Annotated in this window: 15 protein-coding genes; 11 read left to right on the top strand and 4 right to left on the bottom strand. The window is 50.9% G+C overall.

Going from position 1 to position 21,743, the window contains the following annotated elements; genetic code table 11:
• Positions 1–7: 7 nt before the first annotated feature.
• From RAL91_RS11840 to otnC, 3 genes are read left to right on the top strand one after another with little or no spacing between them, the layout of a single operon-like run.
• Entirely contained in the window at positions 8–811 is an 804-nt protein-coding gene (locus tag RAL91_RS11840) for an N-acyl homoserine lactonase family protein (protein WP_306262500.1), read from the top strand.
• A complete protein-coding gene (gene otnK, locus RAL91_RS11845; RefSeq protein WP_306262502.1) occupies positions 808–2,079 on the top strand; it encodes a 3-oxo-tetronate kinase in 1,272 nt (423 codons plus the stop codon). The genes RAL91_RS11840 and otnK overlap by 4 nt, the downstream gene beginning before the upstream one ends.
• The gene (gene otnC, locus RAL91_RS11850; RefSeq protein ID WP_306262504.1) at positions 2,076–2,717 is read left to right on the top strand and encodes a 3-oxo-tetronate 4-phosphate decarboxylase; all 642 of its coding nucleotides are present in this window, start codon (positions 2,076–2,078) and stop codon (positions 2,715–2,717) included. The genes otnK and otnC overlap by 4 nt, the downstream gene beginning before the upstream one ends.
• 172 nt (positions 2,718–2,889) lie before the next feature.
• Here the strand turns inward: otnC and RAL91_RS11855 are convergent, their stop codons facing one another.
• Complete coding sequence (locus RAL91_RS11855) at positions 2,890–3,363, bottom strand: Lrp/AsnC ligand binding domain-containing protein (protein WP_306262506.1); 474 nt, start codon at positions 3,361–3,363, stop codon at positions 2,890–2,892.
• Positions 3,364–3,543: 180 nt separating this feature from the next.
• Between RAL91_RS11855 and putA the strand changes: the two genes are divergently transcribed.
• On the top strand, positions 3,544–7,092 hold the full coding sequence (gene putA, locus RAL91_RS11860) for a bifunctional proline dehydrogenase/L-glutamate gamma-semialdehyde dehydrogenase PutA (protein ID WP_306262508.1): 3,549 nt from the start codon (positions 3,544–3,546) through the stop codon (positions 7,090–7,092).
• Between the two features lie 33 nt (positions 7,093–7,125).
• On the opposite strand, the gene RAL91_RS11865 is transcribed toward putA, so the two are convergent.
• Together RAL91_RS11865 and RAL91_RS11870 are read right to left on the bottom strand one after the other, a co-directional pair.
• Positions 7,126–8,961: a tetratricopeptide repeat-containing sulfotransferase family protein gene (locus RAL91_RS11865; RefSeq protein ID WP_306262510.1), complete on the bottom strand. Its 1,836-nt coding sequence runs from the start codon at positions 8,959–8,961 to the stop codon at positions 7,126–7,128.
• Between the two features lie 45 nt (positions 8,962–9,006).
• Positions 9,007–10,314 carry a UDP-glucose/GDP-mannose dehydrogenase family protein gene (locus RAL91_RS11870; RefSeq protein WP_306262512.1) on the bottom strand — a complete coding sequence of 436 codons (1,308 nt, stop codon included), beginning with the start codon at positions 10,312–10,314 and terminating at the stop codon, positions 9,007–9,009.
• A gap of 659 nt (positions 10,315–10,973) precedes the next feature.
• Between RAL91_RS11870 and RAL91_RS11875 the strand changes: the two genes are divergently transcribed.
• On the top strand, positions 10,974–12,254 hold the full coding sequence (locus tag RAL91_RS11875; RefSeq protein ID WP_306262514.1) for a porin: 1,281 nt from the start codon (positions 10,974–10,976) through the stop codon (positions 12,252–12,254).
• Between the two features lie 295 nt (positions 12,255–12,549).
• Positions 12,550–14,550, top strand: a complete 2,001-nt coding sequence (locus RAL91_RS11880) for a tetratricopeptide repeat protein (RefSeq protein ID WP_306262516.1) — start codon at positions 12,550–12,552, stop codon at positions 14,548–14,550.
• A 242-nt stretch (positions 14,551–14,792) separates the two neighbouring features.
• Here the strand turns inward: RAL91_RS11880 and RAL91_RS11885 are convergent, their stop codons facing one another.
• The gene (locus RAL91_RS11885) at positions 14,793–15,806 is read right to left on the bottom strand and encodes a hypothetical protein (RefSeq protein ID WP_306262518.1); all 1,014 of its coding nucleotides are present in this window, start codon (positions 15,804–15,806) and stop codon (positions 14,793–14,795) included.
• Positions 15,807–16,238: 432 nt separating this feature from the next.
• Between RAL91_RS11885 and RAL91_RS11890 the strand changes: the two genes are divergently transcribed.
• The 5 genes from RAL91_RS11890 to RAL91_RS11910 all read left to right on the top strand — a co-directional run bounded on the left by RAL91_RS11890 (position 16,239) and on the right by RAL91_RS11910 (position 21,736).
• Positions 16,239–16,958 carry a porin gene (locus RAL91_RS11890; RefSeq protein ID WP_306262520.1) on the top strand — a complete coding sequence of 240 codons (720 nt, stop codon included), beginning with the start codon at positions 16,239–16,241 and terminating at the stop codon, positions 16,956–16,958.
• A gap of 211 nt (positions 16,959–17,169) precedes the next feature.
• Positions 17,170–18,075: a sulfate adenylyltransferase subunit CysD gene (gene cysD / locus RAL91_RS11895; protein ID WP_306262522.1), complete on the top strand. Its 906-nt coding sequence runs from the start codon at positions 17,170–17,172 to the stop codon at positions 18,073–18,075.
• A complete protein-coding gene (gene cysN / locus RAL91_RS11900; protein WP_306262524.1) occupies positions 18,075–19,967 on the top strand; it encodes a sulfate adenylyltransferase subunit CysN in 1,893 nt (630 codons plus the stop codon). Before cysD ends, cysN begins: the two co-directional genes overlap by 1 nt.
• Positions 19,967–20,821, top strand: a complete 855-nt coding sequence (gene cysQ, locus RAL91_RS11905; protein ID WP_306262526.1) for a 3'(2'),5'-bisphosphate nucleotidase CysQ — start codon at positions 19,967–19,969, stop codon at positions 20,819–20,821. The genes cysN and cysQ overlap by 1 nt, the downstream gene beginning before the upstream one ends.
• A gap of 291 nt (positions 20,822–21,112) precedes the next feature.
• Positions 21,113–21,736: a hypothetical protein gene (locus RAL91_RS11910; protein ID WP_306262528.1), complete on the top strand. Its 624-nt coding sequence runs from the start codon at positions 21,113–21,115 to the stop codon at positions 21,734–21,736.
• The last annotated feature ends 7 nt before the right edge of the window (positions 21,737–21,743 follow it).

A 21,743-nucleotide genomic window follows, 5' to 3' on the forward strand; every position in this document is an offset into this window, starting at 1 on the left:
GTTTAATGTGAGTGATATTTGGGACGTTTTTGCGCTGAAATATGCTGAACGCAACACAAGAACGCGCGCAGATTCCTTTCTGGCAGACCCCCATCACGATCTGCCGCACGCTATGGATTATTTTGTATGGGTGCTGCGTCAGGGATCAAAGACCATCGTGGTGGATACCGGGTACGATACAGAGGAGGGGCAGGCCAGAAACCGTAAAATCCAGATCAATCCGGCAGATAAGCTGCGGCAGTTTGGTGTTGATCCCGATACGGTTGACACGGTCATCATCACCCACCTGCATTATGACCATGCTGGCTGCCTGACGGCTTTTCCCAAAGCCAAGCTTCACGTTCAAGCCATTGAAATGGCTTATGCGACGGGGCCTTGCATGTGCCACGATCATTTGCGCGCGCCTTTCACAGGAGAGCATGTCTGCGACATGGTGCGGGCATTGTTTGCGGGCCGGGTCCAGTTTTCATCGGGCAGCGCAAGCATAGCAGACGGCGTTGAAACTCATCTCATTGGTGGGCACAGCAGGGGGCTGCAATGCGTGCGTGTCAAAACCGCGCGTGGCTGGGTTGTTCTGGCCTCTGATGCAAGCCACTATTTCGAGAATTACCGTCGTGAGAAACCCTTTCCCATTGTTGTAAATGTTGAAGACATGCTGACTGGCTTTCGCACACTTAAAAAGCTTGCCGAAAGTGACGACCACATCATTCCCGGTCATGATCCGATTGTTCGATCCATCTACGAGCCTGTCTTCTCCGGTGATGACAGCATTGTTGCCCTGCATGTACCGCCCAAAGGCAAAGTATTATGAGCCAAAAGAAAGTGATACTGGGCGCTGTCGCCGACGATTTTACAGGTGCAACGGATCTTGCAGCTCTGATGGCGCGCGCCGGCCTGTCGGTATCGCTACGCATTGGTATTCCAGAACCGGGAACAGTTTCTGATGCGGATTGTGAGGTTGTGGCCCTTAAAATCAGAACTGAACCGGTTGATGAGGCTGTTGCCGAGGCGTTGAAGGCTTTGGTCTGGCTTCAGGAGATAGGCGCAGGGACATTCTTCTGGAAATACTGCTCGACGTTCGATTCCACGGCAAAAGGCAATATCGGTCCGGTCGCGGAGGCTATCATGCGGCAATTGGGCTGTAATCAGACCGTGTATTGTCCGTCGTTCCCGGAAAACGGGCGCACGGTGTTTCAGGGGCATATGTTTGTTGGCGAAGAATTGTTGAGCGACAGTCCCATGCGCGCTCACCCCCTGACCCCAATGACAGATTCCAATCTGCTGCGTCTGTTGAATCCGCAAGTAACCAAGCCTGTTGGTCTGGTGAACCGCAAAACGATATCTGGCGGCGTTAAAGCAGTTCAGTCCAGACTGGCGGAGCTTGATGCTGAAGGCATCTCACATATTGTTCTGGATGCGATCAATGATGAGGACCTTTCAATTCTGGGACCAGCCATAGCGCCCATGAAGTTCATCACAGGCGGAAGTGCGATTGCGCTGCCGCTGGTTCGGGCACTTTCAGGCATTGGCAATGATGACCGCGCTGCTCTGGAAACCCCAAACACGACAAACGCACCATTGGTCCTAAGCGGCAGTTGCTCTGCAATGACACAGAAACAAGTGGCGCGATTTGCCAGCGGCCATCCTTCTCTCAAATTGGAGCCGCTGGAACTGGCGCTCGGAGGTTGCGCGTTGGAGAAGGCAAAAAACTGGTTGGAGTCTCAACCGGTCAACGCACCAAAACTGATATATGCGACGGCTGATCCGGATGCGGTGAAACAGGCTCAATCTACTTTGGGCCGGGACCGGGCCGGGCAGGTGGTAGAAGATGCGCTGGCAGAACTCGCCCAATTTGCCTTGCAGATCGGCCATCGTCGTTTTGTGGTGGCGGGAGGCGAAAGCTCTGGTGCAGTCACAAAAGCCCTGGCCGTTGAGCAATTGAAAATAGGTCAGGAAATAGCGCCGGGCGTGCCCTGGACCTATACCAGAAGCGGCGCTTTCGATATTGCACTTGCCTTGAAATCGGGAAACTTTGGTGACGAAAATTTCTTTCAACACGCACTGGAATGTCTGCAATGAGCAGTGAAACAAAACAACGGGACGAAATGGTGCTGCTGGCACGGTCCCTTTTTGAGCGCGGCTTAACCCCCGGTTCGAGCGGAAACCTGTCCTGTCGTCTGGAAGATGGCGGGTTTCTGATGACGCCAACAAACTCCAGCTTTGGGTTTCTTGAGCCAGAGACTTTGTCGAAGCTGGATGATGATGGACATCATGTGGCAGGCGACAAACCCACCAAGGAAGATTTTCTGCATCTGGCCATGTATCACGGGCGGCCCGAGACCAAAGCCGTCACCCACCTTCATTCCACTTACTGCGTCTGTTTGTCCTGCATGAAGGATACCGACGATACCAACATGCTGCCGCCAGCAACCCCTTATGTTCATATGCGCGTTGGTCCGATCGCTGCCGCTCCTTACAAAAGGCCGGGAGACCGATCCCTCGGACCGGAAATTCAGAAGCTTGCCAAAAATCATTCCGGAATTATCATCCGCAACCACGGACCTGTTGTGGCTGCCAAATCCATACGAGACAGCGTTTTCGCCATGGAGGAGTTGGAAGAAGCAGCCCGCATTTTTCTGCTGACACGTGGCATCGATCTCAATTTGCTGACAGATAGTGATCTGGCAGAACTGGATGCCATGAAACTCGGTCGGTAGCAGGCCAGGAATTGCAGAGATGAGTGGGCATATCTGACCGAAAGGACCTTCATGCTGGCTGGAGAGTTTTGAAACGCGCAAAGCCGTAAGTTTTGGCCATTTCCCAAGTTTCAGCGGGGATCATTTGCACAATTTGTTCAATCAATGGCTGCAGGCCCAGGACGCTTGAGGGTCACACCCCACGGTCTTTAACCGCTTCCATAGCCACATGCGTGCTGGTATGCGCCACATGCGGTAGACTGGAGATGGTTTCGCCCAGAACGCGGCGATATTCGGAGATATGTTTGGTTCTGACTTTCAGAAGATAGTCAAAGCTGCCCGCAATCATATGGCACTCTTCAATTTCACCCACCCTGTGGGCAGCCAGATTGAACGCCTGCAACGCGGGCTCGCGTGTGTCCTTCAACTTGACCTCAACAAAGGCGATGTGGGCACGATCCAGTTTCTGCGCATTCAGGACAGCACGATAGCCAAGAATATAACCTTCTGATTCCAAACGCTTTAGCCGCACCTGACAGGGAGATTTTGACAGGCCGATTGTCTCTGCTAATTGGGTAACAGTTATCCGGCCATTGCGGGCCAGAACCCGGAGAATCTTTTCATCAAAACTATCAAGATCGTTTGCGTAAAATTCTGTTTCATCCACGGGGAAATAACCTGAAAAATATGGTCTTATCAGGCGATTATACGCCGTAAACCGTATTTGCGGGAGAAAAAACGAATTTGATGCTTATAATATGTGTCCAGCAGACAAAGTGACTGAACACTTTCTAAAACCAACATCAATGCCGGGCTTAATTTCGAGCGCAACACAAGGGCTCATGACATGAACACGCTGAATGAAGTTTCTGCCGATCTTTCTCAATTAAGAGAAAAAATTCGCGACCATGTGTTGTCAGACGAGGCGGCCGCTCTGCGTCAATTGATTGAGCTTGCAGAACAAACGCCCGATATGGCGGCCTCGGTCAAAGAGGAAGCTTCAAAGCTGGTGAAGGACGTTCGCAAGGTCCGGAACCCTGGCTTGATGGAATCTTTTCTGTCCGAGTACGGCCTGTCGACAAAGGAAGGCGTTGCACTTATGTGCCTGGCCGAAGCCTTGTTGCGTGTGCCCGACAGCGACACGATTGATGCGCTGATTGAAGATAAAATCTCGCCATCCAATTGGGGTGCACATCTGGGTCAGTCCAACTCCTCTTTGGTAAACGCATCCACTTGGGCGTTGATGCTGACCGGCACTGTTCTGCGCGAGGACGCAGGAATTGCCGGAACTTTGCGCTCGTTGCTCAAGCGGGTCGGCGAGCCGGTGATCCGCACTGCGGTGGCACAGGCGATGCGTGAATTGGGTCAGCAATTCGTTCTGGGTCGTAACATTGACGAAGCTATGCTACGCGCCGCCAAACAGGAAGAGCGCGGCTTCACCTACTCGTATGACATGCTGGGGGAGGCGGCCCGCACTCAGGCGGATGCCAGGCGCTATCATCTGTCATATTCAGATGCGATCAGCACCATCTCCAGTCGCTGCGAAAGCGATGACATTCGTGAAAATCCGGGCATTTCCGTAAAGCTGTCCGCTCTGCATCCAAGATATGAGGCAACTCAGAAAGATCGGATTGTGCCAGAACTGGTCAATCGAACCCTGGCTCTGGCGAGTCTCGCAAAATCAGCCAATATGGGTTTCAATATCGATGCAGAAGAGCAGGACCGGCTTGATCTGTCTCTGGATGTGATTGAAAGTATTCTGTCGAACCCCGCGCTGGCGGACTGGGATGGATTTGGCGTTGTGGTTCAGGCCTATGGACCACGGGCTGCCTTTGTCATCGACTGGTTGCACGCATTGGCCGTTAAATTGGACCGACGCATCATGGTTCGCCTCGTCAAGGGGGCCTATTGGGACACTGAAATCAAACGGGCGCAGGTTCTCGGGCTGGATGGGTTTCCTGTTTTCACGCGCAAAGCCTCCACCGATGTCAGTTACATTGCCTGTGCGCGAAAGCTGCTGCGCTGCGCGGACCGCATCTACCCGCAATTTGCCACCCACAATGCGCACACCATTGCCGCTGTGCAGGCTATGGCCGCTGATGAAGGCAATCCGGCGTTTGAGTTCCAGCGGCTGCACGGCATGGGGGAGGTTTTGCATAATGCGGTAATGGCAGGCCATCAGTCGCGCTGTCGCATCTATGCACCTGTTGGTGCGCATGAGGATTTGCTGGCCTATCTGGTTCGGCGGCTTCTGGAGAACGGGGCGAACAGCTCCTTCGTTAATCAGATTGTGGACAAGCAAGTGCCGGTGGAAACCATTGTTGCAGATCCCTTTGTGGCGGTGTCCAACTATCTGAAGGATGCGCCAAACCCGAAAATTGCCCATCCGAGCAAAATGTTTGGTGATGTGCGCGGAAATGCCAAAGGCTGGGACATTACTGATTGCCGCGATCAGGCATTCGTGACGCAGGCCATGGCGACCGCCTTGCCGAAAGAGAATACAAATCCGATGCTGGCCGTGGTTGAGAAACACCAAACGCCGACCGTTGCTTCAAGATTCAATCCTGCAAGACCAAACCAAATCATCGGCCACGCAGCTGATACAGCATTGGGTTCGGTGAATGATGCAATAGCGGCGGCAGTGGAGGGCGCTGTCATTTGGTCGGCAACACCGGCTTCAGAACGGGCGAATTGCTTGCGCAATGCCGCTGAACTTTATGAGGCCGATGCAGAGCGGTTCTTTGCGCTGGCGTGTCAGGAGGCAGGCAAGACTGCAGCTGATGCAATTGCAGAGCTGCGCGAAGCCGTTGATTTTCTGAGGTATTATGCCGCTGAAATGGAGCGGATGGTTATGAACGGCCCGGTTGAGGGCAGGGGTGTGTTTGTCTGCATCTCCCCATGGAACTTTCCATTGGCCATTTTCAGCGGCCAGATTTCAGCCGCGTTGGCCGCTGGCAATACCGTGCTCGCCAAGCCTGCAGAACAAACCCCTTTGATTGCAGCTCATGCGGTTTCCCTGTTGCACAAGGCAGGTATTCCAAAAGCTGCCCTTCAATTGCTTCCCGGGGCAGGCGCAGAAATTGGTCAGGCGCTGGTGTCTGATCCGCGTATCAGTGGCGTATGCTTCACCGGATCCACTCCGACAGCCATGCGCATCAACCGCGAGATGGCCAAACATGCCGCGCCCGATGCACCACTCATTGCCGAGACGGGGGGCATCAACGCCATGATTGTGGATAGTTCCGCCCTGCCGGAACAGGCCGTGCGAGACATTATTGCCTCAGCTTTTCAAAGTGCAGGTCAGCGCTGCTCTGCCTTGCGTGTCTTGTATGTGCAGGAGGACATCGCGCCAAAACTGTTGAAAATGCTGCAAGGTGCCATGGATGCGCTGGTGATCGGTGATCCGGCAGATTTGCAAACCGATATTGGTCCCGTAATTGATCAGCCTGCGAAAGCGAAGATAGACAATCACATTCGCAAAGCCGCGCAGGAAGGCCGCCTCCTGAAACAACTGGAAGCGCCACAAGAAGGCACATTTGTCGGGCCGGCACTGATTTCCATCAGCGGAATTGAGGATTTGGACGAAGAGATTTTCGGCCCTGTTTTGCACGTGGCCACTTTCAGGACCAGTCAATTGGCAACTGTCATAAAAGCCATAAACAGCAAGGGCTTTGGCCTGACCTTCGGATTGCACACCCGAATTGATGACCGCGTTCAGACCATTATCGACAGCATTAAATGTGGAAACATCTATATCAACCGCAATCAGATTGGCGCTGTGGTCGCATCCCAGCCTTTCGGCGGCGAGGGCCTGTCGGGCACGGGGCCAAAAGCCGGGGGGCCGCACTATCTGAAACGATTTACAAAGTCGCCAAATATCGAAGTTCAGTGGCCCAAAAATGCACTGCCGATTTCGCATGCCACTGTGCAGGCGGCTCTGGATACATATCAGCCATCCTCAAATCAGCTTGGCCCAAAACTGATGGAAGTCAATGACATGCCCGGCCCAACCGGCGAGTCCAACCGATTAAGCGTATTTTCCAAAGGTGTCATCCTGTGCCTCGGCCCAACTGCGGACGCAGCCATGGCTCAAATATACAAAGCTGCCAGTCTTGGCTGTGCAACGCTTGCCATAGCGCCTGGTCTGTCACGGGAGAGGACGCTGAATGGCATGTTAGCACCGGAGGCTTTGAAAACCCTGTCAGGCTTTGACGGTGTCGCATGCTGGGGAGATACAGAATTCCAACGCACTGTGCGCTTGGCACTGGCCGACCGTGACGGACCGATACTGCCTTTGATCAGCAGCGATGATTTCTCGCCCTGCCTTCTGGAGCGGCATGTTTGCATCGATACGACAGCTGCCGGCGGCAACACATCATTGCTCGCCACAGCCTGAGGAAGAACGCCGGCTTGTCGTCATAGGTGAGACCTAAAACGGTAACCCTTTTTCCAGAACCCGGATCAAAGGCTGCAACTGCGCCTCATATTTGCGCCACTTTTCCACTGAACTCTTATAGATCGGTTGCCTGACCTGGGTCACGCTGGCGGTTCGAATTGCACGGTCAGCCTCGTGGAAATTCAGGCAGTTCGGATCCCAGTCCAGTCCACAGAAATCCAAAACCGTCCGGGTCTGTTTCTCCAGATCAGCCACCATGTCCTCATAGCGGTTCTCCAGAATCTGGCCCGGAAAAATGCTATCCCAATGGGCCATCAGTTCGCGAAACTTATTGTGATACTGCCCAAGTTCCACCAGGTCATAGGCATAAGGGTGACCATCATTGCCGAAAATCTGCTTGAAAATCGCAAACGCATTGTCAATCGGGTTGCGATTGCTGTGAATGATTTTCGCATTTGGCAATGCCAGCTTGATAAAGCCAACCCGCAAAAAATTATGCGGCATTTTATCGGTGATAAACGGGCTGTCCGTTTCGATCTCACGCACTTTTTCAAGATAGGCGGCACCGATACCCCGGAAGGTCTCATTGGTGACCTTGCCAGCTTTCAGCTTGTTCTCAAATATGCGCATATTCTTGAATTCTTCGCGCACCAGTTGCGGCATGAATGCTAATTCACCTGCACCAAACACATCCCGATGCGAATGAAAAACCTGTTCCAGCAAGGTTGTGCCGGAGCGCGGCATGCCAACAATGAAAATCGGAGTTTTGTCCTGATGCCCAGCACCCTTGAATTCAGCCAGCAACGCAGGTGTGAAGAGTTGCCTGTGCAGATCAAATTCACGAAAATCATCAGCCTGATTGTAGAAATATTTCTTGCGTCTAAGCCGGTTGCCTTCTTTGTAGTAAAAGAAGGATTTTTCATATTCCTTGATCGCCTCAAATGCTTTGGCCAGCGCCATGGCCAAATTCATTTTTGGGTCTTCATGTCCCTCTTTTTCCACCTCGCCCTGCAGAACCTTCGAATAGTCGACATCTGGTATCGTCTTGTAAAGACGTTCCATATTCTTCATGTCGTCGTCGTAGGTTTCAAATTTCTTGGTCCGCGCAATCGCATTGTAAGAGTTTATGTTGTCTGGCTCGTGATCAAGAATTTTGCGATGAATTGCTTCTGCTTCCTCAAGTCTCCCGAAAATTGTCAGAAGGCCGGCCTTTTGGTTCAGTAGACGCCCGGCAGTTGGGCGCACCTTGAGCGCCTCATCAAGTGACGAAATTGCTTCATCAATTTGGCCCATTTCACCATACGCGCTGGCTAATTCGGTGTAGGCGTCGAGAAAGTCAGGTGTTATAGATACAGCTTTTTTCAGGACTGGGATCGCTTCTTTATATTCACCCATTGCATTGTAACCCTTGCCGAGATTTACCATAGCCGGCACAAACTCAGGATCGGCATCCAGCGAGGCTTTGAAACAATCAACCGCTTCCTTGTTGCGCTTCAATTCCAACAGCGCCAGACCACGATTGTTGTGAAATGTCGGCCGAGTAGGTTCTGCTTTCGCAGCTTTTTCAAACCAACGTTCTGCCAGATCATGCTTTCCGGCTTCAACATCGATGATCCCAAGTGAGTTATTGGCATCTGGAAAGGAACTGTCGAGTTGCAAAATGGCATGATATGCCAACTTGGCCTGTTCCGGTTGTCCAACTGCATAAATCTTATGTGCTGCCTCCAGCATCGCCATTAATTGCTGTGGATCACCTTTGGTTCGGTAGACACCGTTTCGCTTGTTCCTGCGTACTGGCATGGTAGCGGAAGGAGCTGCCTGTGTAGCCTGTGCCTGTTTCGCAAGGCGTCGTTTTTCAGCGCGATTCATGTGTCGTACCAATTCAATTGGAATTGCAATCTTTGGGGTGTTTTATCATTTTGTGCGGGACCGTCCAACAGAAACATAAGTCAAACCGGCATCTTCAACGGCATCGACCGGATAGATGTTTCGCAGATCAATCACAACGTCGCCGCGCATCAGCTTTTTCACAGTTTGCATATCAAGTGCACGATAGACGTTCCACTCTGTCATGATCACTGCCACGTCTACATCGGTGATGGCATCTTCTGCACTGTCGCAAAATTGCGTATTTGGCAAAAAGGACTTTGCTTCCCCCATAGCTTGCGGATCGTGGGCTTTTACATCCACGCCTGCCGCTTCCAGAACGGGAATAACCGCAAGACTGGGCGCTTCGCGCATGTCATCTGTATTAGGCTTGAACGCCAGCCCAAGAATACCAACAGTTTTTCCTCTCGGTGTGTCACCAAGTTCGGCCAGAATTTTCTGAGCCATTGCTTTTTTGCGCGCCTCATTAACGCTTACCACGGATTCAATCAGATTCTGCGCTGCCCCATATTTGCGCCCCGTAGCAGCAAAGGCTCTTGTGTCCTTGGGGAAGCACGATCCCCCGAAGCCTGGCCCCGCATGCAGGAATTTGCCGCCAATTCTGTTATCCAGCCCGATTGCCTTGGCAACTTCCTGAACATTGCCACCGGTTTGCTCACACAGATCCGCGACTTCATTAATGAAGGTGATTTTCATCGCAAGAAATGCGTTGGCTGCATATTTGATCAGTTCCGCATTTTCAGGCGTTGTCACCACAATCGGAGCGTCTCTTAAATAGAGCGGGCGATATATTTGCTGCAATACACTTTCAGCGCGTTTGTCTCTTACGCCAACGACGACACGATCCGGGCGCATGAAATCCTCAATCGCCGACCCCTCTCTTAAAAACTCGGGATTGGAGGCGAGGGAAAATGGCACGCCGGGCCGCTCAGCTTCAATGATCCTCTGCACCTCCGCATTTGTGCCGACCACCACCGTTGATTTCAGGACAATCACAGTCTCCGGTTTGATGGAACGAGCAATCTGTTTGGCTGCTGCATGAACATATTGCAGATCCGCCTCACCATCCCCCCGCCGCGATGGTGTACCAACAGCAACAAACACCACATCAGCCTGTGCAACAGCTGAGTCAAAATCGGTCGTAAACGTCAGACGCTGCCGATTCTGTTCCATGAGGCGATCAAGGCCCGGCTCATAAATCGGCAAAACGCCACTATTCAATGCGTCAATCTTGTCGGCATCCAGATCAACGCAGGTAACTTCGAAACCAAATTCGGAAAAACAGATGCCTGACACAAGGCCAACATAGCCGGTGCCGATGATAGTGACTTGCATGGAAACTCCTATAAAGAGGCAATCTTGCTGCTGAGGGTCTTCGCTTCTCTTATTGCGGCATTGCGATGAAGTCACGGCAAAATAAGGTGGAGCTGTCTCGAGCGGAAGGACCAGGGCTAAAGACATGCAAATGGCGTCCAGGACTTGGATCAACTGGCCGCGAGCCCCAATGGCCGTCGTCCTCGGATTTATTCCGCGGACCCATAGCGCCGACTACAGTCATAAACGCCGACGTGATTCTACCGGGCACTGATGGAGTTTCAATTGGATGCCTGACCACAGAATCAATGTCGGATTTGAGTTTCGAGGCCAAAATCTACCGAGAATCCGCCATTCACCCACTACGCTCATGCTCGCACATTATAAAGACTCTGGTGACACATCCGAACAGAAGCTTAAGATACCCGTCAAATATGTGTTCAGAATGCAACACTCACACCCCAAGACGCTCTACACAGGCTTCGATGCCCATTTTACCGTTGATGAAACCGGCGCGATCCGTAATTGTCCAATTGCGTTAGGGGCGATTCATCCGGCGGCATGGCCTTCCAGAAGAAATCGCCTCAGCATTGGGGGGTTTGATCCCGGTTCATTAAACCAAGTTTGGTGAACCACATGACATCAGGCCCGATAATTGAAATGACTTTGGAGGTCATATTATGAAAAAGAGCATTTTGCTCGGCTCTGCCGCCGCTCTCGTCGCCGTAACAGGCGCACAGGCTGCCGATTTGCCAATCGTAGAACCAGTTGATTACGTTCGTGTATGCGATGCATTCGGCGCTGGTTTCCATTACATCCCAGGCACAGAAACATGCCTGAAATTCTCTGGCCGTGTACGGACAGAAATCGGTATTCGTGATGACGATGACGATGACACAGTTGACACATCCTTCCTGAATTCAAATTTCGAGCTGGTCGTCAACGCGTCTTCCATGACTGAAGTCGGCATGCTGGTTGGTCAGTTCGCTATCTCCGGTTCTAACGAAGGCGATGTTGCTCTTGGCGATGCCTGGATCACAATCGGTGAGAACATCCTGGTCGGTCGCGAAACATCCCGTTACGATTTCGGTGGTGGTTACGGCATTTATGACGGTCTCTATGTTGATGAAGGCATCAACCAGTTCACCTTCATCATGCCTTTCGGCAATGGCCTGTCCATGACACTGGGTCTCGAAGACGGTCGTGATCGTCGTGCGAATATCGCTCAGTACAATGGCGCGTCATCTGCTATTACCGTGACATCCAGCTTCTCGGTTGTTGTTCCAGCTACAGTTAGCACCAATTACACGATCGCTTCTGGTGCAAATCTTGGCCAGGATGCAACTTATGCTGGAATGGAAATTCCTGAGATTGTAGCCAGCCTTCGCATTTCACAGGGCTGGGGTTCCGCTCAGATCTCTGGTGCTTTGCATCAGATTCGCTCAATCACCACATATGCGGCATCCGCACCTTACACTACCCTGTCAACTGGTGGTGCAGGCATCGCTATTGGTGCTCTTGACGAAGATTACGGTTGGGCTGTTCAGGCTGGCGTTGAGTTGAACGTCGGTTCCATGACCAAAGTTAAAGTTGTCGGTGCTTATGCTGATGGTGCAATGCACTACATCGGTGGATCCGATTACTATGAAGCTGCTGTCGACGCGACAACTGGCAACATCACTGACACCATGAGTGGTTGGTACGCGTTGGCCAGCTTGAACCATGCGTTCTCCAGCGCTCTGAATGTTTCTGTCCTTGGTGCTTACCATGACTTCGACGACCAGGCTAAACTCTGGCAGGTCAGTGCCAACATCGAATATGAAGTTGTTGAAAACCTCATCGTAAGCTTGGCTGGTCAGTACACAGACACAGAAGTCGAAGCAAATACAATGCTCGGTGTCGACGATGATTCAGATACAGACAGCTGGGAAGCTAAACTGCGTATTCAGCGCAACTTCTAAGCTAATCATGATCTGACGTAAGTCAGTTCTGAGAATTGAGGCCCGGCGGGAAACTGCCGGGCCTTTTTTGTAGCATTGGCAGCCAAACACCATGAGCGCCACAAGATCCTGATACACCCACAGTCAATTGGCTCAGTGACGAAGTAGGTTCCTGTATCGTATTGGTTGTGCCGTAACCGAACATTGCTGCAGCAGCCATAATGGACAGAATCTACCATTCTGTTTTATCCAATCCCAATTCTGATATGACCATCCCTGCGGCAAACTGATGTCCGCTGTTGACCGCGGAAATAAGATGACTGATCCTGCTGAACTGTTTTACCAGGCCATTGTGTATATTGAGAAAAAAGAGTTCGAAAAAGCTCTGTCCAGTTTGGAAGCCTGCCTGAAGCTGGCGCCTGACAGAGCCTCTGTGCGATACAATCTGGCATCTGTATTGTGTCAATTGGGCGAATTCTCCCGGGCCAGGCAGTTGGCCGATGATCTGTTGCGAGAGGAACCGCAAAATCCGGATTATTTGAATCTGTTGGCCTCCGCTATCTTTCCAATGGGCGAAAACGCTCGTGCCATTTCAATTTATGAGAGCTTGAGGGAAAACGGCGACGGTTCCGCAGAAACAAACCTCAACCTTCTAAATGCTCTTGTTTCAACCGGAGAATTGGTAAAAGCCGAGTCGTTGATATCTGAACTCAAGGCAAATAATGTCCCGGAGAAGGCTTATCGAACCACGCTTTCAATTCTTCGGTTCAAGCAAAATCGGTTCGATGAAGCATTGTCGCTTCTCGATAAAATTCTGACAATAAACCCGTCAGATACCGAGGCATTGTTTCAAAGGGGCAGATTAAGGTCTCTCCGTCATAACATTGATGGGGCAGTGAAAGACTTTCATGCGCTTGATGCATGTGGGGAGCGGAGCGCCCGCGTCAGAACATACTCGTTTTTAGCCCAGCAGCAGGCGGCAGCTTGGGGTCGATTTGATGAAGATGTTGGCTTTTTGGCCGGGTTCAACGAAAACGACGAACCCAATTGCCCGAATCCGTTCATTTGCCTGCTGCTTCCCAGAACACTTGATTATGAATTCAGGGCCTCGGTGATTGCGGCCAGAACAATTAACGAGTCTGGCCAGGAAGAGCCGCATTCGGTTTTTGCTGTGCCGCGCCATTGCAATAACGAAAAAATCCATGTTGGCTACATGTCGGCCAATTACAGGCGCCATCCTTCGGCCCATAATATCACCAAGCTGATAGAGCAACACGACCGTTCGCGTTTCAAAATTATCGGCTTTGATCTTTTCGGCGAAAACAATTCGGCTGAGCGCACACGGCTGAAAAACGCATTTGATGAATTCATTGACCTCAGTGAAAAATCAGATGCGGAGGCGGGACAGATCATCCGCCATCTGGGCGTGGACATTCTGATTGATCAGATGGGGCACACAGCCAGAAGCCGCGGCAGGATGTTCGCTCAAAAAAACGCACCGGTTCAAGTCAGTTATCTGGGATTTCCCGGAACTTCCGGAATAAATTCAATAGATTACGTCATTGGCGACAACACGGTCATCAAAGCGGATGAAGAACGATTCTACACTGAAGCGGTGTGCTACATGCCAGACACCTATTGGCCTGCCGAAGGTGGGGTGGCAGTTGGAGCACAGACCATAAGCCGCAAGCAATATGGAATTCCGGAAACGGCGATGGTTTATTGCTGTTTCAATACTTTCCAGAAGATCACGCCGATTGTCTTCAACCGCTGGATGAAAATACTGTCAAACGTTTCCGGCAGTGTACTGGTGCTGCTTGATGGGCCGGAAATCGCGAAGAACAATCTCAAGCTGGAAGCAGAAAAGCGGGGCGTGTCGGGCAGCAGATTGATTTTCATACCAAAAGTCAGTCCGGAACAGCACCTTGCACGTCAATCCATCTGCGATCTGTTTCTGGACACATCTCCCTACAATGCACACACCATTGGCAGAGATGCGCTTCTGGGCGGCCTTCCCATGATCACATGCATTGGCAACACCTTTTCGGATCGCGTTGCGGCCAGTCTGTTGCGCGCAAGCGGGCTGGAGGAATTGATCACAACGAACGGTGATGCATTTGTGGAATTGGGCAGTCAACTCGGAAGGGACCCGGCGAAACTGCAGCACATCAAGGAAAAGCTGCATCAAAATAGTCAGGTCCATCCCTTGTTCGATACGCCCTTATTCGCCCGATACTTTGAACGCGCTTTCAAAGAGATGAATCGACGCAGTCTGTCCGGTGAGCCACACACTAGTTTTTCTGTGTCAGAGTTTTAGGGTCCTCTGAAGCTCCACAACATCTACAACATCATTACATGGGAGATGCTGGATGAGCCCCGGGTAGGGATCAGAAGCCGTGCAAGCGCAGGCCGCGAAATTTCTAAATAGATGTCAGAGCTTCTGCCTGCGATATCATCATTTTTGATGAGAATTGGCAGTTAAACCGCAGATAAAACGCAACTTTAGCTAGGCAAAGATTCCGTTAAGCCCTCCGGCAGACCGTCTTAGTTGTCTGCAGATTAACGCTTCAGAAGTTCAGCAATTTGCGCCTGTCTTACACCCGCTTGTTTTCTTACACGTTTAGTAAAAGTATTATATTTTCTTTCGTTTGGGAGTTTGTCAAAGCATCGGTAAGAAAGATCGCCAATAATTTCTGCATATTTAATCCAGGTATCAAAGCAAATAACATCGCGGAGAGTGACTTCATAATTGCTAAAATCGAATATCTCAACAGCGGAATTCGGTGGGATAAATTCCGTTTGACTTTCCGCGTCGGACCATTCTTTCGGCTGATTAAAATTCCTATGAGATCCATCTTCAGAGTATTTAAACTCAGGATATTTCAATCCATATTCAGAGCACCCATGACTAATTCCGCAAATAACATTTGTTATCTCAAGTTTTTTTATAACGGATTTCATTTCATTTAGGCAAATAACGGCTTCTTCTTCAGATTGGCAAAAAATATAGCCTTTGTATGGATTGGGAACTTTTTCACGTATCTCAATCATACATTTCCGAAAATTATCACGTGGCAGAGAAACTTGTTTCATCGCGAAGTATATCATCATACAAGACACGACATCCGCGGGAATTATTTGTACTTTATAACAGCTAAAGCAAGTGCTTTTTATTGAATCTGTTTTAAAAAAAGATTCAATGTATTCTTTGCAGTTGGTATTTTTATCATTTATCTGATTCGTTTTTCCTTCAAATATCTGGGGAACGGGTATTTCTGGATTAACGTCAAATTTACTTAAAATGAATCGACATTCGTTGACCAATTTTATGAGACGGGTCGGTGTCAAGCTTTCATAGTTGATGTCTATTTCAAGGAAATGCGTATTGAGCTCTTGTTGACACTTTGAGTAAAGGCCATCCCCAGTTGTGTGCGGAGATTGGCAATCCAGAAATTTGAGTAAATTGACAACTGGTTGCAGTTCGTTTGGCCGTAAAACAATTCTGTCTTCAAGGCGCGAAATAATTTCCGCCAATTCAGAGTCGTTTTTAGATGTTGGGTTTTTCTGTAGCAATGTTCTTGCGGCCTTTTATCCGGATCGAAGCCCAAATCTTAAAATCATACTCAGGTTTTGTATAGGTAATGCTGAATCTTCCGCATGTCTTCAGTAGTCATCATTACATCAGTTTCAGCACACCCTATATCGTCCGTAAATGGCGCCTCCGTATAAAATGAACCTTTCTTCGAAGTGGTTCCAATTTGCACAGCTTAGTTTCAAGCACAATAGCCGTCTTGTTGGAAAAACAAGCCACGGTCTACAAAAGTTTCCAAATTGTTAACCATACCCGTTTACCGCTTGTTCATATCCGGAAAGGCTTGATGCCCTTGGCGTTGGTAGGACCCAATCCCACCAATCTTTTCTGCTAGGAGAGCCTGAAATCCGGGGGAGAATGATACACACAAGGGTGGATAGCGATCTCAATACGATTTTAGTGGTGGTTACGGCATGTATGACGGCTATTACGCCGACGAAGCGCTGAACCAGTTCACCTTTTTTGCGCCCTTCGGTGATGACATACGCCTTAGCCTGGGTGTTGAGGACGGACGCAATCGAGAAGCAAATATCGCTCAGACAAGCGCAGGCACAGGCTTTTCCAAAAATGTACCCTACGCCGGCATGAAAATACCGGATGTCGTTGCCAGCCTTCGCATTTCCCAGGCTTGGGGAAGCGCCCAGATATCCGGCGCAGTCCATCAGATCAGGGCAAATGCCGATGCAGGTGTTTTTGAAGATTTTGGTTTTGCAGCGCAGGCGGGAGCCGAGTTCAGGCCCAATCGGCAAACGCGGTTCAAGTTTGTTGCAGCCTACGCCGATGGTGCCATGCATTATGTCGGCGGCAATGATTTTTACGAAGCGCAACTCAGAGATACATCCACACAGATCGATGAAACACTCAATGGATGGTATGTTCTTGCCGGGTTGAACCAGAGACTGACAAAAACCGTATCTTTGGAAACCACAGCTTCGTTCCACGACTTTGTCGACCAGGCGGAAGTCTGGCAGTTGGGCGCGACATTATTCTATCAGCCTACGCGGGAACTTCGTATTCGCTTTGGCGCGATGTATGAAGGGTTTGACTATGACGACACTATTCTGGGCCGCGAACTGAATGATGGCGACGACGATAATTGGGAAGTCAAAATGCGCGTTCAGCGGAACTTTTGAGCGTTGAAGCCCGCTTCGCACTGAACGAACACATGCTTCAGCATTTATGACTTGTGGTTGGTAGTTGAGACAGAACTGATGTTTCAGATAGTCTCAACACACACATTTTCCCGCCTCAATTTCCCCAAATTATGCCGACAATAGAAATACATATCTGGCAAACCCTCTCCACACTTGCTATTTCAGCGTTAAACCTAAAAAGCGTGGTCAAATGTCCCAGCAACTGTCTCATCTCAAACGCCTCGAAGCCGAGGCTATTCACATTTTTCGCGAGGTCGCTGCCTCGTTCGAAAAACCGGTAATGCTCTATTCAATCGGCAAGGATTCCTCCGTCCTGCTGCATCTCGCCATAAAAGCGTTTTATCCGGCCAAACCACCATTTCCATTCCTGCATGTGGATACCACCTGGAAATTCCAGGAAATGATCCAGTTTCGCGATGACACCGCAAAACGCCTCGGCATTGATCTGATTGTGCATATCAATCAGGAGGGGGTGGCCCAAGGCATCAACCCGTTTGACCATGGCTCTAATACGCACACCCATATTATGAAGACGGCCTCTCTGCGTCAGGCGCTGGATAAATACGGCTTTGATGCCGCTTTTGGCGGTGCGCGCAGGGATGAAGAGAAAAGTCGCGCCAAGGAGCGCATTTTTTCCTTCCGTGATGCACAGCATGGTTGGGACCCGAAAAATCAACGCCCGGAAATGTGGAAGATTTTCAACACACGGGTTGCCAAGGGCGAGTCCATTCGCGTCTTTCCCATATCAAACTGGACCGAGTTGGATATCTGGCAGTATATTTTGCTGGAAGATATTCCCATCGTGCCGCTCTACTTTGCCAAAAAGCGCCCGGTGGTCGAACGTGACGGCATGCTGATCATGAAAGATGATGATCGCATGAAGCTGAACCCGGGGGAGGCGACCAGTGACCAGATGGTGCGCTTCCGCACACTTGGCTGTTATCCGCTGACTGCCGCCATTGAATCAAACGCAGATACGTTGGAAGCCATTGTCAGCGAAATGCTGGTCGCCCGCACATCCGAGCGACAGGGCCGATTGATCGACCGGGATGAAGCAGGCTCGATGGAGAAGAAGAAGCGCGAGGGGTATTTCTGATGAACACTCTTGATTCACCTGCAGCGCTGAAATCCTTTCTGGCTGAACAGGAACAGAAAACCCTCTTGCGGTTTCTCACCTGCGGCTCCGTCGATGATGGAAAATCCACTCTGATTGGCCGTTTGCTCTTCGATACCAAGCTTATCTATGAGGACCAGCTGGCGGCGCTTGAAAACGAAAGTCGCAAATGGGGCACAGTCGGTGAGGATATTGATCTCGCGCTTTTGGTTGATGGGCTGGAAGCCGAGCGCGAGCAGGGCATCACAATTGATGTCGCCTATCGGTTCTTCTCCACATCACGCCGCAAATTCATCGTCGCCGATACCCCCGGCCATGAACAATATACGAGAAATATGGCGACTGGAGCTTCAACCGCGGATCTGGCTGTGGTCCTGGTCGATGCGCGCAAAGGGCTTTTGACACAAACACGTCGACACACTTTCATTGCGTCACTGCTGGGCATTCGGCACATCATTGTCGCCATCAACAAAATCGATCTGGTCAATTATGACCGCTCGATTTTTGAAAAAATTGACGCGGATTTCAGAGCCATGTCGGCAGATATGGGCTTTGCCAGCATTACGCCCATCCCTCTGTCCGCGCGTTTTGGTGACAATGTCACGGCACCGTCTCCGAATATGGAGTGGTATAATGGCCCAACGCTGCTCGGGCATCTTGAGACCGTGGAATTTGAAGATGAGCGCCTGGACAGCCCGTTCCGGTTCCCGGTGCAATATGTGTTGCGTCCCGATTTGAATTTTCGTGGTTTTGCAGGAACGCTGGCGGCCGGCACTGTGAAGCCGGGTGATCCGGTTGTGGTTGCCAAATCCGGTAAGCCCAGCACCGTCAAGCGCATCGTCACAATGGATGGTGATCTTGATAAGGCCGTTGAAGGGCAGGCAGTTACGCTTGTGCTGGAAGATGAAATTGAGGTGTCTCGCGGCAATATGCTGGTTGCGCCAGAGGATCGGCCAGAGGTCGCTGATCAGTTTGCAGCTAATATCGTCTGGTTTTCAGAAGAGGCGATGCTGCCCGGACGACAATTCATTCTGCGCACCGAAACAGATCGCGCCACGGTTTCAATAAACGATCTGCGCCACCGTATTGATGTGAACAGCTTTGCCCATGAGGCGGCCAAAAGCCTGGAATTGAACGAAGTTGGCTATTGTCATCTGTCGGCCCAATCCCCCATTGCATTTGACCCATATTCTGCCAACCGCGCGACTGGCGCATTCATTCTGATTGACCGCCTGACCAACGCAACAGTCGGGGCAGGCATGATCGTACACGCACTGCGCAGGGCATCCAACGTCCACTGGCAAGCCATAGATGTGGACAAGAAAACCCGAGCTGACCAAAAGGGACAGAAAGCTGCCGTTCTCTGGTTCACCGGCCTGTCAGGCTCTGGCAAATCCACCATTGCCAACCTTCTTGAAAAGAAGCTTCTGGCTGAAGGGCGGCACAGCAGCATTCTGGACGGGGACAATGTGCGTCACGGTCTCAACCGCGATCTCGGCTTTACCGATGAAGACAGGGTGGAAAACATTCGCCGCGTTGGCGAGGTTTCCAAACTTATGGTCGAGGCCGGCCTCATCACACTGGTGTCTTTCATTTCGCCATTCCGCGCTGAACGCCAACTGGTGCGCGATATGCTGGACGAAGGTGAGTTCGTTGAGATTTTTGTCGACACTCCGTTTGAGGATTGTGCAAAGCGCGATCCCAAGGGGCTTTATGCAAAAGCCTTGAGGGGGGAAATCAAGAATTTCACCGGCGTTGATTCGCCGTATGAGGCACCGACGGAACCGGACATTCATTTGCAGACATCGGGCACGTCCCCGGAGGAATTGCTGGATGTTCTGGAAGACGCATTGCGGGCAAAAGGGATTTTGTGATGGACAATTCGCAGTCTGAAAAACTGTCGGAAGCAGTTCTGGCACCCATGGTCGCACATTTTGAAGAACTGGCAATCAAAGCTGGCTCTGTGATCATGCCGTTTTACGAAAATGGCTGCGAGACAATGATCAAGGATGATGAATCCCCGGTCACAGCCGCAGATCACGCAGCTGAAGCGATTATTCTTGCCGGATTGCGTGCGACCTATCCTGATATTCCTGTCGTTGCGGAAGAAGAAATCTGCGCAGGCCACATGCCGGAAGCGTTGGGACGGCGTTTCTTTTTGGTAGATCCCCTGGACGGCACCAGAGAATTCATCAATCAGCGCTCGGACTTCACTGTCAACATCGCTCTTATTGAAGATGGCTGCCCGATTGCTGGTACGGTCTATGCACCGGTGCGTGGCGAACTGTTCTCAGGATTTGGTAACACTGCAAGCTATCTTGAAATAGCGCAGGAAGGTCCTGGCGAACGCGTTGCACTGCAAGTGAGCGGCAAGACCAAAGCCGAAGTGGCCGTTGCCAGCAGATCCCACAGAACGCCGGAAACCGATGCGTTTCTGGAAACCCACAATATTACCGAATGTGTGTCAGTTGGTTCGTCCCTTAAATTCTGCCTGCTGGCCAAGGGAGACGCCGATATCTACCCTAGATTTGGCCGCACCATGGAATGGGACACTGCCGCAGGAGATGCGGTATTGCGCGCGGCAGGCGGCCTGACAACCTGTTCAGACGGGTCTGTCTTTACCTATGGCAAACAGAATCAGACCCATGATGCCCCTTTCGCAAACCCCTTCTTTATCTCATGGGCAACCCAAATTATTCCAGATTTGGAATCGGAAGGTTCCAGTTAGGGCACGCCGTCAGACAAGAGCTTATGTCATAAGGGCTGCGGATCCCTGTGAATCTGGCATTCATCACGAAAATCAAGGGTCCGCACCTTAGATTGCAAGCGAATTTCATTTGAGTTTTAGTTTTCGAATTCAGATGCTATGCTAACTGCGGACTTTCAACAGTTGAAGGGATTGAGCAGCTATGGGATTTACATTCGGAACCTGGATTCTGGCACTGATCTTGCTAGCGATCGGATACTGCGTTGGCTGGACCACGCGTCCCCAAAAAGCTGACGGTAAGGAGTAGCGGCCATGTTCTCCATTCCTGCATTATTACTCTACATTCTGTTTTTCGTGGTCGGTTGGTTGTTTGCGCGTTGGCGTGGCGCACAGGAGCAATCCAGACGAGTGATGGCGCCTGCCGTCAGCACGCCACAGCCGCAAGCAAAAGCACCAGAGGTTGCAGCGAAACCGAAAGCGGTTTCGACAATCGAAAAAGAGCCAGCCAAGGCTCCCAAGGCAGTGCCAAAGGCAAAGGCAGAACCTGAGCCAAAGGATTCAGTTTCGGCTTCTGACAGTCAGCCGATCGTCAAAAAAGAAGTTCCCAAGGAAAAGAAAAAAGCCGCAAAGGCAGCTTCAAAGCCAATTGTTTCGTCGGACCCCGACAAGCCAGAGCGTCTGTCGGCTCCGCGTGATGGCGATGCGGACGATCTCAAGCGGGTAAAAGGCATCGGACCGGCGAACGAGAAAAAGCTGAATGCATTTGGTGTCTATCACTTTGACCAGATCGCCAATTGGAGCGCCGAGCAGGCCGAGTGGATTGGCAAGGAATTATCCTTTCCCGGACGGATTGAACGGGAAGAATGGATCGAACAGGCCAAGGTTCTGGCATCTGGCGGTGATACAGAGTTTTCCAAACGTTCTGACAAGCGTTAAAGCGTTT

It is taken from the genome of Pararhizobium sp. IMCC21322 (assembly GCF_030758295.1).
GTDB lineage: Bacteria > Pseudomonadota > Alphaproteobacteria > Rhizobiales.

What these genes read in the sequence shown, in the direction of transcription:
- RAL91_RS11870 (WP_306262512.1), bottom strand. Translation starts at nt 10,314, where the DNA reads ATGCAAGTCACTATCATCGGCACCGGCTATGTTGGCCTTGTGTCAGGC.
- RAL91_RS11890 (WP_306262520.1), top strand. Translation starts at nt 16,239, where the DNA reads ATGTATGACGGCTATTACGCCGACGAAGCGCTGAACCAGTTCACCTTT.
- cysN (WP_306262524.1), top strand. Translation starts at nt 18,075, where the DNA reads ATGAACACTCTTGATTCACCTGCAGCGCTGAAATCCTTTCTGGCTGAA.
- RAL91_RS11875 (WP_306262514.1), top strand. Translation starts at nt 10,974, where the DNA reads ATGAAAAAGAGCATTTTGCTCGGCTCTGCCGCCGCTCTCGTCGCCGTA.
- otnK (WP_306262502.1), top strand. Translation starts at nt 808, where the DNA reads ATGAGCCAAAAGAAAGTGATACTGGGCGCTGTCGCCGACGATTTTACA.
- putA (WP_306262508.1), top strand. Translation starts at nt 3,544, where the DNA reads ATGAACACGCTGAATGAAGTTTCTGCCGATCTTTCTCAATTAAGAGAA.
- RAL91_RS11880 (WP_306262516.1), top strand. Translation starts at nt 12,550, where the DNA reads ATGACTGATCCTGCTGAACTGTTTTACCAGGCCATTGTGTATATTGAG.
- otnC (WP_306262504.1), top strand. Translation starts at nt 2,076, where the DNA reads ATGAGCAGTGAAACAAAACAACGGGACGAAATGGTGCTGCTGGCACGG.
- RAL91_RS11865 (WP_306262510.1), bottom strand. Translation starts at nt 8,961, where the DNA reads ATGAATCGCGCTGAAAAACGACGCCTTGCGAAACAGGCACAGGCTACA.
- RAL91_RS11910 (WP_306262528.1), top strand. Translation starts at nt 21,113, where the DNA reads ATGTTCTCCATTCCTGCATTATTACTCTACATTCTGTTTTTCGTGGTC.
- cysD (WP_306262522.1), top strand. Translation starts at nt 17,170, where the DNA reads ATGTCCCAGCAACTGTCTCATCTCAAACGCCTCGAAGCCGAGGCTATT.
- cysQ (WP_306262526.1), top strand. Translation starts at nt 19,967, where the DNA reads ATGGACAATTCGCAGTCTGAAAAACTGTCGGAAGCAGTTCTGGCACCC.